This is a genomic window from Buttiauxella sp. BIGb0471, from assembly GCF_024807715.1.
GTDB lineage: Bacteria > Pseudomonadota > Gammaproteobacteria > Enterobacterales > Enterobacteriaceae > Buttiauxella > Buttiauxella agrestis.
Map to the genome: position 1 here is coordinate 475270 of NZ_JANUEU010000002.1, position 16762 is coordinate 492031.

12 protein-coding genes are annotated in these 16762 nt (G+C 47.5%); 8 read left to right on the forward strand and 4 right to left on the reverse strand.

Features of this window, described 5'->3' with window-relative positions:
• Nucleotides 1-3: 3 nt before the first annotated feature.
• Together adiC and M2371_RS08750 are read right to left on the reverse strand one after the other, a co-directional pair.
• Nucleotides 4-1335 (reverse strand): arginine/agmatine antiporter, encoded by a 1332-nt coding sequence (adiC, locus tag M2371_RS08745; protein WP_172894892.1) that lies wholly within the window; start codon nt 1333-1335, stop codon nt 4-6.
• A gap of 249 nt (nt 1336-1584) precedes the next feature.
• Nucleotides 1585-3660, reverse strand: a complete 2076-nt coding sequence (locus tag M2371_RS08750; RefSeq protein WP_259267479.1) for a glycosyl hydrolase family 18 protein — start codon at nt 3658-3660, stop codon at nt 1585-1587.
• 448 nt (nt 3661-4108) lie between these two features.
• Between M2371_RS08750 and M2371_RS08755 the strand changes: the two genes are divergently transcribed.
• The 4 genes from M2371_RS08755 (at nt 4109) to M2371_RS08770 (ending at nt 8443) form a co-directional block, all read left to right on the forward strand.
• Complete coding sequence (locus M2371_RS08755) at nt 4109-4540, forward strand: transcriptional regulator (protein ID WP_232062473.1); 432 nt, start codon at nt 4109-4111, stop codon at nt 4538-4540.
• Between the two features lie 76 nt (nt 4541-4616).
• Entirely contained in the window at nt 4617-5168 is a 552-nt protein-coding gene (locus M2371_RS08760; protein WP_259267480.1) for a glycoside hydrolase family 108 protein, read from the forward strand.
• A gap of 234 nt (nt 5169-5402) precedes the next feature.
• The gene (locus M2371_RS08765) at nt 5403-6347 is read left to right on the forward strand and encodes a LysR family transcriptional regulator (RefSeq protein ID WP_259267481.1); all 945 of its coding nucleotides are present in this window, start codon (nt 5403-5405) and stop codon (nt 6345-6347) included.
• 329 nt (nt 6348-6676) lie between these two features.
• A complete protein-coding gene (locus M2371_RS08770; protein WP_404979386.1) occupies nt 6677-8443 on the forward strand; it encodes a glycoside hydrolase family 19 protein in 1767 nt (588 codons plus the stop codon).
• A gap of 81 nt (nt 8444-8524) precedes the next feature.
• On the opposite strand, the gene M2371_RS08775 is transcribed toward M2371_RS08770, so the two are convergent.
• Nucleotides 8525-8866, reverse strand: a complete 342-nt coding sequence (locus M2371_RS08775) for a phage holin family protein (RefSeq protein ID WP_172894883.1) — start codon at nt 8864-8866, stop codon at nt 8525-8527.
• Between the two features lie 305 nt (nt 8867-9171).
• Here M2371_RS08775 and ymdB point away from each other — a divergent pair, with 305 nt between their 5' ends.
• A complete protein-coding gene (gene ymdB, locus M2371_RS08780) occupies nt 9172-9696 on the forward strand; it encodes an O-acetyl-ADP-ribose deacetylase (protein ID WP_172894881.1) in 525 nt (174 codons plus the stop codon).
• The gene (locus tag M2371_RS08785; RefSeq protein ID WP_404979387.1) at nt 9647-11134 is read left to right on the forward strand and encodes a phospholipase D family protein; all 1488 of its coding nucleotides are present in this window, start codon (nt 9647-9649) and stop codon (nt 11132-11134) included. Before ymdB ends, M2371_RS08785 begins: the two co-directional genes overlap by 50 nt.
• A gap of 34 nt (nt 11135-11168) precedes the next feature.
• On the opposite strand, the gene mdoC is transcribed toward M2371_RS08785, so the two are convergent.
• Entirely contained in the window at nt 11169-12317 is a 1149-nt protein-coding gene (gene mdoC / locus M2371_RS08790) for a glucans biosynthesis protein MdoC (protein ID WP_259267482.1), read from the reverse strand.
• 294 nt (nt 12318-12611) lie between these two features.
• Between mdoC and mdoG the strand changes: the two genes are divergently transcribed.
• On the forward strand, nt 12612-14147 hold the full coding sequence (mdoG, locus tag M2371_RS08795; RefSeq protein ID WP_115631858.1) for a glucans biosynthesis protein MdoG: 1536 nt from the start codon (nt 12612-12614) through the stop codon (nt 14145-14147).
• Complete coding sequence (mdoH, locus tag M2371_RS08800; protein ID WP_172894876.1) at nt 14140-16671, forward strand: glucans biosynthesis glucosyltransferase MdoH; 2532 nt, start codon at nt 14140-14142, stop codon at nt 16669-16671. The genes mdoG and mdoH overlap by 8 nt, the downstream gene beginning before the upstream one ends.
• Nucleotides 16672-16762 lie beyond the last annotated feature (91 nt).

The following is a 16762-nucleotide window of genomic DNA, read 5'->3' on the forward strand; positions in this document are numbered from 1 at the left end:
CAGTTAATCGTTAGCCACGGGTTTATCCAGCGGGTAGGGGTTTTTATGGCGACGGTTATAGTTAACGGTGTACATCGCGGTAATCACCATGATGGCAACGAACGACCACATCACTTCTGTCGCGCCCGAACCGACCACCGCCCAAATGCAGTAAACAAAAGCAATCAACGTAATAAACAGGAACGGGAGGCGTTGATTACCCATATGCCCCTGGCCGACCAGCATTAACGCCGCGCAGGTATAAATGTAGGGCACCAGGGTAAAGATGACTGAGACCGAGGAAACCACGGCGAACTGCGAAGTGGCATCAGGGGAGATACTGGCGAGCTGGAAGATAGTCATCAGCACGCCGACGATGAGCAGGCCTGCAACGGGCGTTTGGTCTTTATTCACTTTGGCAAAAATGGGTGGAAATAATCCGTCATCGGCAGCGGCTTTTGCCGTTTGGCCTGCCAGTAATGTCCACCCGCCGAGGCTACCTAAACAACCGGCTGCGGCACAAAACGAAACAATCGCGCCTGCCATTGGACCCATCGCCATGCGCGCGGCGTCACCGAATGGCGATGCGGACGCTTTCAGGTCAACGTTGGGGATCATGCCCATGATGGCGGTGCTGGAGAGCACGTAACAAATTGCGGCAATTAACACCCCACCAATGGTGGCAATGGGCACGTTGCGTTTAGGATTTTTGACCACGGCGGCGGCGACTGACGCACTTTCAACACCAATAAATGACCACAGCGTGACGCTCAAGGTACTTTGAATCGCACCAAAAGTGCCTTTACCGCTGACGTTCCACGCTTCCATGTAGGTGTCACTTTTAAACCAGAACCACCCCAGAACGGCGACGGCAACAATCGGAATTAACGCCAGAATCGTGGCGACCGCCTGCACGCGGGTGATCATTTTCGGGCCAATAATATTCAGCCCGACAAACAGCCACAAAATAGCGATACAGGTGACGGTCAACGGCCACGGCTGGTTTAACATCGGGAAGAAGTAACTGAGATAGCCGACACCAATCACCACCATCGCGACGTTACCAATCCAGCACGCCAGCCAGTAAAGCAGGTTGGTTTGATAGCCGAGGAAGGGACCAAACGCCCGACGCGCGTAGGCGTAAGAACCGCCGGGGCTGTCATCGAGCGAGGACATTTTGGCGTACACCATTGATAACGATATTGCGCCGACTATCGTCACCATCCAGCCAAAAATAGCAATCCCACCGGTGGCGGCGAGGTTTGCCGGGAGTAAGAAAACACCCGACCCCATAATATTTCCCGCTACCATTAACATCACCGGGACTAGCCCGACTTTTTGCGCTTCACTAGCCATAGAATCTCTCCTGCATGAGTGAGCTTTCTGAAAGTTAGCCTGCTTGCTAAAACGCTATAGTGGTCTTTTTAGAAATACTGGAGAGGCGAAATCCTTTAAGAGGTGGCCTGTGAAGGAAAGTCGTGAAAGCTTTATAGGGTAGTTGTTGGATTAGTTTAGACTACTTTTGTCAGCAATCAGAACGGGGCAAGATTTTGCCCCGTTCTGGCTAGCTTTGATGAGTGCATACTACTTTAGTGAATTATACGGTTAGATCAGTTTCCACTGTGACCATTCGCCAGTGAATTCTGGATTGCCTGGCTCGTTGTTTTGAGTCCAGTAGTTAGCGTAATAATCGTGGCCTTTATGGCTGACTTTATCGCCCGTGTTGTAAATTTTGGTGGCAATCCATTCCGCATATTTACCTGCAGGTTCTGGAGTAGGCGTTGGTTCCGGGTCCGGAGTAGGTTCCGGGGTCGGTTCTGGATCTGGAGTCGGCTGTGGATCTGGCACTGGTTCTGGATCAACCGCGGTTTCCCCAAAGACGGTGAGCACAAATTCTTTCTTCACCGAGGTGGCACCATGGCTATCTGTTACTACCAGCGTAAAGTCAAAGTTCGCTTTGCTGACAACGGCCGGTGCGGTGAAGGTGATAGTCGACGTGGTGGTGCTGCTCAGTGCAATACCTGCAGGGGCGACCCATTTGTAGGTCAAGGTATCGTCATCGGCATCGCTTGATTCTGCACCACTCAAACGGACCCGGGAACCACTGACGACCTGGAGCTGGATATCGGCAACCGGTGCAGTATTGGTTTCAGGTTGTTCATCATCAGGTACGCTTCCGCCGATATTAATACCTTCAAAGTAGAAAGGCTTCATATCGACAACTTGTTTGACAATCGGGCAACCCAACCCTTCGCGCGCGGCGTTCACCAGCACACCGTTATCCTGGTCGATAGTCCAGGTAAACAGCGCTCCCAGACCTTTTTCCACAACATATTCACCCTTCGCTTTAACGCTGCGCGGTGTGTCGATCGACATATAAAGTTTGGTGTTTTTGTTATACAGGTAATCGGCGTTAGCAATCTTATCGGTATAAACATCAAAACCATTGCGGCCTTTCTGATTTTCCAGGTCCAGATAGCAGTTGATCACGTCATACCATTCACTGCATCCGCTCTCGAATGAGCCAGTGGTTGTTGCGTTTTCGACCGGTGCATAGGAGCCTGCCAGCGGGGAGAAACTGTCAATTTTGGCATTCTGGCCATTGCGGGAATAAGCCGCGTAACCCACGTTGATGCGATCGGCCGGGAAACCTTTCGCCAGGAGATAGTTAACAATGGTATCGATACCCCAGCCACCTTCAACCAGCGCGTGCAGGTTAGTGTGGTGAGACAGTTCGGTTGCCCATGGGGTGCCGAAGAAGTCATAAGTCATGACGTTAATGCTATACAGACCATTTTTCATCAGGGTTGGAACATCTGATTTTTCAAGGATGGCGACGACTGCGGAGCTGGCGATACTGATTTTTACATCAGAGCGGTTAATTGCTTTTAACTGTTTGCTGATCTCAGCAAGCAAAAGCGCATAATTCGCACCATCGGTATCATCATAAGCATTATTGTTTCCCGCATTACCAGGATATTCCCAGTCGATATCTACTTCAGAGAACATCGGGAAACGCGTAAACAAACTGGCGACACTTTTCGCAAATGTAGTACGGCTTGCCGCAGTTTTGGCCATATTGTGGAAGCCACTGCTCATCGTCCACCCACCGATGCTCATCGAGAGCGCCAGGTCATGACCTTGGGCTTTTGCTTTGGCTTGCAAATCGCGCAGACCGCCAACGATACCTTTGACATTGGCTTGGGTTGCTGTTTCCACAGAAAGCTCAGCCCAGCCTGGATCGTTCAGGCCGCAGTTTTCGCTGCTCTGGAAATCACCCCACGGATCAAGGAATGTTGCCTGGTCATTTTTCTTATTCAGGTTGCTTGCCGCACGAGCGATGGTGTCAGCTTTTTCACCTGTGGTATCACCCACAATTCCAAGGAAACCGAAGATGATTTTGTCATACGCGGTTGGGCTGACATTCGCTAAGTCGTAACCACGGCCACGGTCTTCAGGGGAGGCGCTGGCAGATTGCAGACGCCCATCATATTGTGACCAGTCAGTGTAATAACCGAAAACTTTAGGTTTGTTGGTCGTGTTATATTTATTATATACCGGCTTGGTAACGCGAGCTGAGGTATAACTGTATTTCACTGTTTCTGTTGCCGGGTTAAAACCATCCGCATCATAAGATGACTGGGTTAGCGCATCTTTCTGAATTAATTTACTAGTAGCCATAATATTATCCTGATTAACAATTAATTGGGTAACAGCGGCTTGCTGTTGGCTAACATAATTGGTGAAAGCTGGTATCCAGGCAAATAACACTCAAGCATTCATTTTTATTTATAATGCCTGGTGCGTAAAAGAGATTTATTGATTTAATATTCCGATAAATGATAAACATATTAGAAGCACAAATGGCATTTATTCTATTTTGTTGACCAATAATTAACTTTAAGAGATTCAGATAGTTATCTGTGCAGTACATTTCAAGTAAAACTCAACAGCTATTTGAGTCTTACTTGAAATAGTCCATTAATTTATAAATTCATCACATTCCATGCAAAATAAGAAATAATACATAGCCTGGCTGTGGTGAAAAATAGAAAACCGGATACGCTTTAACCCAAAGATGAATCGTTTTTTATCTGTGATATTGAACACATCCCCTGGAGTGGTGAAAATGATGACTGTCTATCTAATTAACAATGAATTTATCTTTAATGAAGAAACGAAAGAATTAAAAAAACTGCGTAGCAATATTACTATCAAGCTGACCTTCATGCGTGCACGGTGTCTTGCGTATATCATTCAGCATGCAGCCGATGAAGTTATTGATAAAGTGGCGATTGCACAGGCGTTGTGGGGGGAACGGAGCAAGTTCACCAGCGATGCAAGCCTGACTCAAACGTTATATTTAATTCGACGCGATTTGAAAACCCTGGGGATTGATGAATTCTTTATCACTGTACCTAAATCAGGTATTAGGGTGAGTTCGAGTATTCATATTGAGGTTGTAGAGAAAAAGGAAAAAAGGTACCTCCTGAATCGCTGGGTTTATGCGGGAGTATTTATCGGTATACTGCTCATTATTGCCAGTACATTCTTAATCTAACTTCTGTTTACACAATGGAAATATAAATATCAATTTATATTACTTATCGCCATTCCGTTATCTGGGGAGGTTTATCATGTCTGTTAATCCGGTTATCAATGCGGTTTTAGAGAAAGAAGGTAATTATGTAAACCATCCAAACGATTCTGGAGGTGCGACACGTTGGGGTATTACCGAAAAAACAGCGCGAGATTTTGGATATAGTGGTGATATGAAAAATTTTTCTCGTGAGGATGCCTATACGATTCTGGAGAAAAATTATTGGTACCTGCCCGGATTTAATAAGATAGACAAAATATCACCTGCTCTTGCCTATGAGCTGTGTGATACAGGTACAAATATGGGGCCGGTTGTAGGGATTAAATGGTTACAACGCTGGTTAAATGCCTATAACAACCAAGGCGCGTATTATCCAGATATTATTGTTGATGGCAATATTGGGCCAGCAACCTTAAATGCGCTCAATGCTTTTTTGCTAAAAAGAGGTAAAGAGGGTGAAGGCGTTATGCTGCTTTCTCTAAATTGTTCACAAGGGCAACACTATCTGGAGTTAGCTGAAAGCAGAGTGAAAAATGAATCATTTATTTATGGGTGGATGAAAGAACGAGTGAGTTTAGCTGCACCGTGACATGGAGGGTATAACTTACTTTAATAATACTAATCACTTTTGGTGATAAAAAATAAGATTTTATTTTTATTGCTCATCTGGTTGGGGGTTGTCAATCAGATGAGTCTTAATGCATTGGCATTGCTGCTTTTAGATTTAATAATTGAAGAGTTGTAAATAAAGAAAACATTTCACTTTATCTAATTTTAAAACGTCTAGAAAATTAGTGCTCATTCATCATATATGGAGTTCACGATGGCAGGTAATAAATCAACGGGATTTGATTATAATTTGATCAAGGTTATGAATGAAGTCATAATCTCAGGAAGTTTGTCAAGGGCAGCTAAAAATTTAAACATCTCAGTTTCTGCGGTAAGTTTGTTAATTAATAAACTTAAACTTCATTTAGGTGACGATCTTTTTTATCGTACCACGCAGGGTTTAAAACCTACCCCGATGGCGCTGGAAATCCACGATTCATTTGTGAAAGCGATCACGATTATCGAGGATGTGATGCACTGCAATAAAATCGGCCAGCGCAACGATTCACCGCTACGAATCATTTGTTCAGATGTCACGGAAGATTATTACTTCAACGAGCTATCGCAGTTCGAAGACGAGTCGGTTTGCCCATTTGAATTTGCCAATCATCTTGTGTTTAGCGATGAAGACCTCACCCAATATTTGTTGCAATCAAAGATTGATGTTGTCGTCGGGCAGACATGTTTAACAGATGATCGAGTGGTGAATCAAAAAATAGATTCAGTTGATGATTTTGTGATTATCTGCGGTGCTAATAGTCTGCTTGCTAAACAAAAAGAGATCACCTTAACTCATTATTATTCATTTCCTCATGTGGAATATAATTGCCGTCTTGCGCAGAAAAGTAAAGAGACTTTTAGCCAGGTGCACAGCGTTGATGTACCTTATAGCGGTGTGGTTAAAAAACGTTATAGCTCATCTTCTATCGATAGTGTTATTAAAGCATTAGAAAACAGCGATATGTTAGCTTTGTTTCCACGAAAATTTGCAGAGCACTTCATCAAAAATCGTGGTCGGTGTATTGTTATTGCCGAACTTCCTTCTGGCTTAATAGCACGGAAAACAGATCTATATATAAATTATTTATCTTCGAATGTTAAAGAACATGAAATCAAGAAGATTACATCCTATCTGAAGCAAATGAGTTGTCGTAAGTAATTTTATTTTAAAAAATGAACGTTTAAAGGAGGAGCGCGAGTTATCCCCTGATGATGTTTATCTATATAAAATGTTTTATAGTGATATCTGAATATAAATTTTATGAACCATAATGATTGTTTTTTATTGATCGTAAAAGTTAGCAGGATGTTATCGTTATTATGCCAGTGTGATATCCGGTAATGCTTTTGTTCCTTAAATTACTTTTCCCTGGCACCCGCTCATCTATTTCTCGCTGAAAGTGAAAGGTTGCTGGGTTGAGAAATAATGAGGGCTTTTACTTTCAAATTAAATAAGGTGAAGTTATGCGTAAAATCAAACCGGTTTTTATGCTTAATATGATTACATTAGGGTGTTTAATGGTTAGTATTAATACAGCAATGGCTGCTGATACCACCGAACCCTATGTCATAAAAGAAAGTGATATTGTTAAAAAAGAAACCTCACTTACACAAGACCCTTTGATGCAGGAGGTTAAAGCCTCTATTCGTACTCTGGATAATGACTCCGTCGAAAAAATAGCCCCAGGGCTTGCTTCTAATCCCGCCAACGTAAAGCGTGTTGAAAGTATTCTGAATAGCGAGAAATGGGATTATATTTTCCCACTACGCGACCCACAATACAGCTACACCAATTTTATAAAAGCGATCGGTAAATTCCCTGCGGTGTGCGGCACTTATACCGATGGACGTGATTCGGATGCTATTTGCCGTAAAGTGCTTGCGACGATGTTTGCCCACTTTGCTCAGGAAACGGGTGGGCACGAAGACTGGCGGCCTGAGGCCGTATGGCGCCAGGGTCTGGTCTATCTGCGCGAAATGGGCTGGGTTGAAGGGCAGAAGGGTGGCTATAACGGCGAATGTAACCCGGATGTCTGGCAAGGGCAGACGTGGCCATGCGGTAAAGATAAAGACGGTGATTTCGTCAGTTATTTTGGCCGTGGCGCAAAACAACTTTCGTATAACTACAACTACGGCCCGTTCTCTGACGCCATGTTCGGCACGGTCCGCACGCTGTTGGATAAACCTGAAATGGTGGCCGATACCTGGCTGAACCTTGCCAGCGCAGTCTTCTTCTTTGTAACTCCTCAGGCACCAAAACCGAGCATGCTGCATGTTATCGACGGCACCTGGAAACCTAACGAGCACGACAAACAAAACGGCCTGGTCCCAGGGTTTGGGGTGACTATCCAAATCATTAATGGCGGTGTTGAATGTGGTGGCCCAACGGAGATTGCTCAGGGTGAAAACCGCATCTCTTACTACAAAAGCGAAGCGGAATACCTGAAGGTGCCAATCGCCGCTGATGAAGTGCTGGGTTGTAAAAACATGAAGCAGTTCGATGAAGGCGGTTCCGGTGCTCTGCCTCAATACTGGGAACAGGATTGGGGATGGAATCCTGACACGCCATCTGGGCAGACCTACTCTTGCCAGTTAGTCGGATACCAGACGCCATTCTCCGCATTCAAAGAGGGTGACTACAAACGCTGTGTACAGCACTTCTTTAACGTGAAAATTGTTGATGACAACGGTAAAGAAGAACCGGTAACGCCACCAGAGCCAGTTACACCGCCAGAACCTGTCCAGCCTGATGAACCAACACAACCAACCGACACCAATGTTGCTCCTGTCGCGAAGTTAGTCGGGCCAATCGGTGAAGTTGAAAGCCAGGCGAATGTGACGCTGAATGCCAAAGATTCCAGTGATGCGAACGGTGACAAACTCACCTACAGCTGGTTGTTACCCAATGGCTCAACCCTTGGCACCACAAATCAGGATTCACTGAACTTTGTGGCACCTGTGGTAACGAAAAAGCAGGATTATGAATTTACGTTAACCGTTTCCGATGGCAAGAAAAGCAGTGTGGCAAGTTATACCCTGACAGTCATACCTAAAGTTCAACCGCTCCCGGATGAAGGCGCAACAACCACTTGTGCGAATAACTGGAACGCTTCCAAAATTTATTATGGTGGTGAGCAGGTTAACTGGAAAGGTAAGACATATCTCGCGAATTACTGGACACAAAATAATGAACCAGGGAATCCTGAATTTACTGGGGAATGGTCACAGTGGAAAGAACTGAAGGCTTGTAAATAATAGAGTTTGCTGGTGGGTTAATGACCGGTAAAATTAAGTGGGCACTCATTGAGTGCCCACTTTTTTTTTCGCTAAAGGTGATTATGATTTCTTCACGGTTGGGTTTAGATTTTCTATTAAGGTATTAATTTTCTTGCTGATTATAGTCAATATTGGCCCGGAAAAAACACCGCCTAAACCAGCAACAATTAATACTCTGTCATCAGAGGCATTTCTGGACAGGACCATGATACTTAATATTAAACCACTGAAAATGGATACCACCATTTGCTGCAGGTAAACCTTAATACCGACTCGCGAATTTTTTTTCTGAGTGATCATAATTCGCTTTACGATCCCCCCCCAGGCTGCCATCCCAATAATGGCGAAGAAAATGAAAGGCTCGATGAAAATAACATCGCGGGCATGGGCTGCACTGATCATAAGTTACTCTCTTAAATTAGCGTTAAATTCAGGGAAGATTCAATGCGGTCAAAATATCACCCGTGGCAGTTTGGGGATAATCATCAGAGATAACATATTATCATTTTCGAGCTTGCGGCATGCGAGAGGAAATAATCCAGAAAAATGGCATGGAATTTATCTGTATCATCAGATTAATTTATGGGGAGTTTTTCCTGGCAACAAAATGGCGCTTAGAGTGCTAGCAGGAAATCAATGATTAAGTGATATACGTCTGCTGTTCGGTAAGTTTAGACTACTATCAAAGACTAACTGGAGATTTCCCAATGAGTGAAAGAATGTCGGTGATACAAGGTGATATCACCCGCGTCGAGGTTGATGTGATTGTCAATGCGGCGAATTCATCCCTGATGGGGGGCGGCGGAGTTGATGGGGCGATTCATCACGCGGCAGGTCCGGCATTATTGGCTGCCTGCAAAGTGATCGTTCAGCAACAAGGCGAGTGTGCACCCGGCCATGCGGTGATTACTGAAGCCGGAAATATTCCTGTTAAAGCCGTGATTCATGCCGTTGGCCCTGTGTGGCACGGCGGCGAAAAACATGAAGCCCAATTGCTTGAGCAAACCTATCGCAACTGCCTGGACTTAGCCGCTGCCAATGGTTATCGCTCGATTGCTTTCCCTGCGATCAGCACCGGCGCCTACGGCTACCCTAAAGATGAGGCCGCAAAAATAGCCATTGATACCGTTTATCGTTATATCGGCCTGCGTCCGTTGCCGGAACAGGTGATTTTTGTCTGCTTTGACGATGAAAGTACCCGTATCTATCAGCAACGACTTGCACAGCTTTAATGTGAAAAACCATCACGGTACGCGCCTGGGAAAGGCGATCACCCCCACGCTTGCTGAGCACCCAGGTCTGAGCGGTATCCATCCGCTTGCTGATAGCCTTGACGCATTTGCAGCACGTTATTTACTGTGCGGTATGGCGGAAAAAACCCTCGATATCCAGTACTACATCTGGCAGGGCGATATGTCGGGGCGGCTGTTATTTAGCGCGTTACTGGCGGCGGCAGAGCGCGGCGTTAAGGTTCGCTTGTTGCTCGACGATAACAACACCAATGGTCTGGATGACATTTTAAAATTACTCAATTCTCATCCGCAGATTGAAGTCCGCCTGTTTAATCCTTTTTCATTTCGCCTGTTTCGCGCCATCGGTTATCTGACTGATTTTGCCCGGCTCAACCGCCGAATGCACAATAAGTCGTTCACCGTTGATGGCGAAACGACGATTATCGGTGGCCGCAATGTGGGTGATGCCTACTTTGGCGTGGGTAAACAACCGCTATTTTCAGATTTAGATGTGTTGGCTATCGGCCCTGTTGTCGGCGAGGTGAGTCAGGATTTTGAACGCTACTGGAACAGCCAGTGCGTCTCGACGCTGGAAAAAGTGTTGGATGTTGACCCCGATGTTTTGCATAACCGTGTGCAGCTTCCTGACGACTGGCGTGATGACCCGAAGGCGCGACGCTATCTTGATAGACTCACAACCAGCCAGTTTGCGACTAACCTGGTTTCCCGAACCCTTGAAATGTACTGGGCAAAGACGCGTTTACTGAGCGATGACCCGCGTAAAGGGCAGGGAAGGGCGCGTAACCACACGCTATTACCCCAGCGCCTGATGAATGTGATAGGTATGCCGGAGCAGGAAATAGACATTATTTCCGCCTATTTCGTGCCAACTCGCGCCGGTGTAGCGCAAATATTAGGCCTGGTGCGTAAAGGAGTGAAAATCGCGATTCTGACGAACTCGCTGGCTGCCAACGATGTTGCTGTCGTGCATGCGGGATATGCGCGCTGGCGAAAAAAGCTCCTGCGCCACGGCGTCGAACTTTATGAATTAAAACCTGAAAATGATAATCCGCGCAGGCTGCGTGACCGCGGCTTAACCGGTAATTCAGGTTCCAGCCTGCATGCCAAAACCTTCAGCGTCGATAAGCAAAAAGTGTTTATTGGCTCGTTCAATTTTGACCCGCGCTCCGCGATGCTTAATACCGAAATGGGTTTTGTGATTGAAAGTGAGGCGCTGGCGAAAAATATTCATCAACGCTTTACTCAGAGCCAGAAAGAAGCTGCATGGGCGCTGCGTTTAGATCGCTGGGGAAGGGTGAATTGGGTTGAAACTAGCGATGGCAAAGAGTTTGTCTGGAAGAAAGAACCGCACACCCGCTTTTGGCAGCGGGTGTTGGTGAGATTGGTTTACAGGTTGCCGATTGAGTGGCTACTGTGAAATTTGTGTCGGATGACGCTGGCGCTTATCCGACCTACGAAACTTTCACCGCCACATTCTGCGGTTTGCCGGAGAACAAGAAGCGCAGCAAGGGAATTCGCAGGTGGATTTCATAAAGCACGACGGCAATTCCCACGACAAAAATGAGCCCGGTTATAAAGCCCAGCGCGTTTGAATGAATGTGCGGCGTGATGTATGCGCCGAAAAACAGCGTTAACGGATGGTGCACCAGATAAATAAAAAGCGAGGCATTGACGAAATAGGTGACGCGCTTTGACTGGAAGTTAAGCAATTTATGACCAAGTGAAAACACCACATTAACCATCCACAAGCCCATCACCATCGTAATCACGCTTTCTGTTTCATACATCCACGCATCGCCGCTGCCATAGCGCTGATTGAGCAAGTAGGCGACAAAGGCGAGGGCTGCACCCATCGCGCACCATCGCGAAGGGGTGGTAAACAGCGCTTTTAGCTGCGGGCGAACAAACACTAACGCACCAAGCATGAAGAATGGCAGGTAAAACAGCGTTTGCATGACCACGAAATTAAATAAACCATCGCTTAAAATTGGCGAATAAATAATAAAAATCGTGCGGCGAATGGCGCCGTATAAAATACCGAATCCCAGAAACGCGATTGAGAGCTTTCCTAAAGTGATTGCGGATTGATTATTTTCTGAGGTATCAGCCAGACGTTTTTTCATTTGTTGAAACAAAAATAAACAAACGGTAGTCAGCACGACCATCACTAATAAAAACCACAGGTGAGAAACCAGTTCCCAAACCAGCGTGTTGTACTTTTCGTAAGGGGTCAGGCCGGGCCAATTTTTGGCTTTATCATTCACATGTTGCAGCATTAAAAATTGCGGCAGAGTTAGCAGCGGAATGGCGGTTAACATCGGGATACCGACACGCTCCACGCGCACTTTCCACCAGCGTTTAAGCGGATAGCGCAAAAAAAGCATGTAAGAGAAATAGCCTGAAATGACGAAAAACACCTGCATGCGGAAGGCGTGAATAAAGTCATTGAAAAGGGTTAAACCCCATGAGGCTTCGGCGCTGTTGACGTGCCATTGGTGGCTTGAATAGATGAGCGAGATGTGGAACGGGATGCCTAAAAGCATTAACCAGGCCCGAATTGAATCCAGGAAAAACTCGCGTTGCTGTGGTGCTTTACTCATAATACTCCAGACATTATCGGACGAATCGCCTTATCCTTAAGAACATATCCCAATAGGCTTGAAGTCCCGAACGGTATCAATTCCGTGGCAACCCTACACTAACCGTGACATCCTGTCTCCTGGATGCACTCTGAAAGCGTAAGCAGTTGTCTTTTTTTGCTTAAAGGCTGAGCCGGCGCGCTGAACAATGCGGGTAATTGGTTGTCGGAAAGCAGAAGTTTCCATTAAAATGGATTGGATTGATTTAAGCACACAAAGGGGGATGTGCTGGTTAATATGAAACATAAACTAAAAATGATGAAAATGTGTGGGCTTGGTGCCGCTGTAATGCTGTCACTTTATACCACCTCGGTTTGGGCCTTCACCATCGATGATGTCGCAAAACAAGCGAAAACATTAGCGGGCAAAAGCTACGAAGCACCGAAAAGCAATCTGCCATCGCTCTTCCGCGACATGAAATATGCGGACTATCAGCAGATCCAGTTCAATCATGACAAAGCCTACTGGAGCAAGTTAAAGACCCCATTTAAGCTTGAATTTTATCATCAGGGTATGTACTTCGACACCCCGGTTGCTATCAATGAAGTGACAGCAACAGCGGTTCATAAGATCAAGTACAACCCGGATTACTTTAATTTCGGTAATGTAAAACACGATAAAGACACCGTGAAAGATCTCGGCTTTGCCGGGTTCAAAGTGCTCTATCCGATCAACAGCAAAGATAAGAACGACGAAATTGTCAGCATGCTCGGGGCGAGTTATTTCCGTGTGATTGGCTCAGGTCAGGTTTATGGCCTGTCTGCTCGTGGTTTGGCAATTGATACTGCTTTGCCTTCTGGCGAAGAGTTCCCACGTTTCCGTGAATACTGGATTGAACGCCCGAAAGCTGGCGATAAAACGCTGACCCTTTATGCGTTGCTCGACTCCCCACGTGCAACGGGTGCGTATCGCTTTGTGATTACCCCTGGGCGTGACACTGTTGTTAACGTGCAGTCGAAAGTTTATCTGCGCGATAAAGTCGGCAAACTGGGCGTGGCACCACTGACCAGTATGTTCCTGTTTGGGCCAAACCAGCCTTCACCTGCTACAAATTTCCGTCCTGAATTGCATGACTCTAACGGTCTGTCTATTCATGCCGGGAACGGTGAGTGGATTTGGCGTCCGCTGAACAACCCGAAACACCTGGCTGTCAGCTCGTTTGCGACAGAAAACCCAGTTGGATTTGGTTTGCTGCAACGTGGCCGTCAGTTCTCTCGCTTTGAAGATTTAGACGATCGTTACGATCAGCGCCCAAGTGCCTGGGTTGCGCCACAAGGTGATTGGGGTAAAGGTCGCGTCGAGTTGGTGGAAATCCCTACCAATGACGAAACCAATGACAACATCGTTGCTTACTGGACACCGGATCAACTGCCGGAACCAGGCAAAGAGATGAACTTTAAGTACACCATTACCTTTAGCCGTGATGAAGACAAAATGCATGCGCCTGATAACGCATACGTTGCGCAGACTCGTCGCTCAACAGGTGATGTGAAACAGTCAAATCTGATTCGTCAGCCTGACGGCACGATTGCGTTTGTTGTGGATTATATCGGTGCGGACATGAAAAAACTGCCGCAAGACACACCGGTTACTGCGCAAACCAGCATTGGTGACAACGGTGAAATCGTTGACAGCCAGGTACGTTATAACCCGGTCACTAAAGGCTGGCGTTTGACCGTACGTGTGAAAGTCAAAGACGACAAGAAGCCGACTGAAATGCGTGCAGCGCTGGTCAATGGTGACCAAACGTTGAGCGAAACCTGGAGCTACCAGCTACCTGCCAATGAATAAGATTACTGATACTGCGTCTGATTACATTGATGCACTTGCGCTTTCTGCTGAGCAGAAGGCGGCGCTTCCTGCATCGAGTCTGCAAGCGGTGCACGAGGCGCTCGACGCGCAAGGGCACCACTACGACAGAGCTGATGATTCCCCTTTAGCTTCGGTAAAGGCCCGGCTCGAAATGAGCTGGCCCGGATCGCTCGGTGGTGAACAGCTGATCGAGGATGAAGAAGGGCGCACTCAGTTGCAGGCGATGCCAAAAGCAACGCGTTCTTCTATGTTCCCCGATCCGTGGCGCACCAACCCAATTGGTCGTTTCTGGGATCGTTTACGCGGGCGTGAAGTTAACCCTCGCTATATGTCGAAAGAAGAGGCTGAAGCCGAGCAGAAATGGCGTACCGTCGGAACTATCCGCCGTTACATCCTGTTGCTGCTGACCATTTCTCAGACTGTGGTCGCAACCTGGTACATGAAGACCATTCTTCCGTACCAGGGTTGGGCGCTGATTAATCCTTCCGATATGATCGGCCAGGATTTGTGGGTGTCCTTCATGCAACTGCTGCCGTATGTGTTGCAAACCGGCATCTTGATCCTCTTTGCGATTTTGTTCTGTTGGGTATCAGCCGGTTTTTGGACCGCGCTGATGGGCTTCCTGCAACTGCTGATGGGCAAAGATAAATACAGTATCTCTGCTTCAACCGTCGGCGATGAGCCTATTGATCCGGCGAACCGTACCGCGCTTATCATGCCTATCTGTAACGAAGACGTAGACCGTGTTTTTGCGGGTCTGCGCGCGACGTGGGAATCGGTAAAAGCAACGGGCCAACAGCAGCACTTTGACGTTTACATCCTGAGCGATAGCTACAACCCGGATATCTGTGTTGCCGAGCAAAAAGCCTGGATGGAGCTGATTAACGAAGTGCAGGGCGAAGGGCAGATTTTCTATCGCCGCCGCCGCCGCCGCGTAAAACGTAAAAGTGGCAACATTGATGACTTCTGTCGTCGTTGGGGCAACCAATACAGCTACATGGTGGTGTTGGATGCTGACTCCGTAATGAGCGGTGATTGCCTGACCAACCTGGTGCGCCTGATGAATGCTAACCCGAATGCGGGCATCATTCAGTCTTCGCCAAAAGCGTCTGGCATGGACACCCTGTATGCGCGTTGCCAGCAGTTTGCAACACGCGTTTACGGGCCGCTGTTTACGGCGGGTCTGCACTTCTGGCAGTTGGGTGAATCCCACTACTGGGGTCACAATGCGATCATCCGCGTTAAACCGTTCATCGAGCACTGCGCGTTAGCGCCACTGCCAGGTGAAGGTTCATTCGCAGGTTCCATCCTGTCGCACGACTTCGTAGAAGCAGCGCTGATGCGTCGTGCGGGTTGGGGCGTGTGGATTGCCTATGACTTGCCGGGTTCCTATGAAGAACTGCCACCGAACTTGTTGGATGAACTCAAGCGTGACCGCCGTTGGTGCCACGGTAACTTGATGAACTTCCGTCTGTTCCTGGTAAAAGGTATGCACCCGGTTCACCGTGCGGTATTCCTGACAGGCGTCATGTCATATCTGTCCGCGCCGTTGTGGTTTATGTTCCTCGCGTTATCGACTGCCTTGCAGGTGGTGCATGCGTTGACCGAACCGCAATACTTCCTGCAACCGCGCCAGCTGTTCCCGGTGTGGCCGCAGTGGCGTCCGGAGTTGGCGATTGCCTTGTTTGCCTCCACTATGGTGTTGCTGTTCCTGCCGAAGCTTCTGAGCATCATTTTGATTTGGTGCAAAGGCTCGAAAGAGTTCGGTGGATTCTTCCGCGTAACGGCTTCTCTGTTGCTTGAAGTGCTGTTCTCAGTGCTGCTGGCTCCGGTGCGCATGTTGTTCCACACCGTATTTGTGGTCAGCGCGTTCCTCGGTTGGGAAGTGGTATGGAATTCACCGCAGCGTGATGATGACTCCACTCCATGGGGTGAAGCGTTTATGCGCCACGGTTCTCAGCTTCTGTTGGGTCTGGTATGGGCTGTGGGTATGGCGTGGCTGGATTTACGCTTCCTGTTCTGGCTCGCGCCAATCGTGTTCTCGCTGATTCTGTCGCCGTTTGTATCGGTGATTTCGAGTCGTGCGACCATCGGTTTGCGCACCAAACGTTGGAAACTGTTCCTGATCCCGGAAGAGTATTCTCCTCCGCAGGTGCTGGTGGATACCGACAACTACCTGAAGCTCAACCGCAGCCGTACGCTGGATGATGGCTTTATGCACGCGGTGTTTAACCCGTCGTTTAACGCCCTGACAACCGCCATGGCTACTGCGCGTCACCGTGCAAGCCAGGTGCTGGAAATTGCCCGTGACCGTCACGTTGAGCAGGCGCTGAACGAAACGCCTGATAAACTCAATCGCGATCGTCGTCTGGTGCTGTTAAGTGACCCGGTAACGATGTCTCGTCTGCATTATCGTGTGTGGTCGAACCCGGAGCGTTATTCCTCCTGGGTGGATAGCTACAAAACGGTGAGCCTGAACCCTGAGGCTCTGCCGACGAAGTAATGCGAAATACGCGTTATCAATGCCGACCTTCGGGTCGGCATTTTTTTGCGCTCAGGCAACCGGCGGTTATACTCAGCCGGAAAAACAGGAG

Bases quoted from the DNA above. Each gene is read 5' to 3' on its own strand.
- adiC (WP_172894892.1), bottom strand. From the start codon at position 1,335: ATGGCTAGTGAAGCGCAAAAAGTCGGGCTAGTCCCGGTGATGTTAATG.
- M2371_RS08750 (WP_259267479.1), bottom strand. From the start codon at position 3,660: ATGGCTACTAGTAAATTAATTCAGAAAGATGCGCTAACCCAGTCATCT.
- M2371_RS08755 (WP_232062473.1), top strand. From the start codon at position 4,109: ATGATGACTGTCTATCTAATTAACAATGAATTTATCTTTAATGAAGAA.
- M2371_RS08760 (WP_259267480.1), top strand. From the start codon at position 4,617: ATGTCTGTTAATCCGGTTATCAATGCGGTTTTAGAGAAAGAAGGTAAT.
- M2371_RS08765 (WP_259267481.1), top strand. From the start codon at position 5,403: ATGGCAGGTAATAAATCAACGGGATTTGATTATAATTTGATCAAGGTT.
- M2371_RS08770 (WP_404979386.1), top strand. From the start codon at position 6,677: ATGCTTAATATGATTACATTAGGGTGTTTAATGGTTAGTATTAATACA.
- M2371_RS08775 (WP_172894883.1), bottom strand. From the start codon at position 8,866: ATGATCAGTGCAGCCCATGCCCGCGATGTTATTTTCATCGAGCCTTTC.
- ymdB (WP_172894881.1), top strand. From the start codon at position 9,172: ATGAGTGAAAGAATGTCGGTGATACAAGGTGATATCACCCGCGTCGAG.
- mdoC (WP_259267482.1), bottom strand. From the start codon at position 12,317: ATGAGTAAAGCACCACAGCAACGCGAGTTTTTCCTGGATTCAATTCGG.
- mdoG (WP_115631858.1), top strand. From the start codon at position 12,612: ATGATGAAAATGTGTGGGCTTGGTGCCGCTGTAATGCTGTCACTTTAT.
- mdoH (WP_172894876.1), top strand. From the start codon at position 14,140: ATGAATAAGATTACTGATACTGCGTCTGATTACATTGATGCACTTGCG.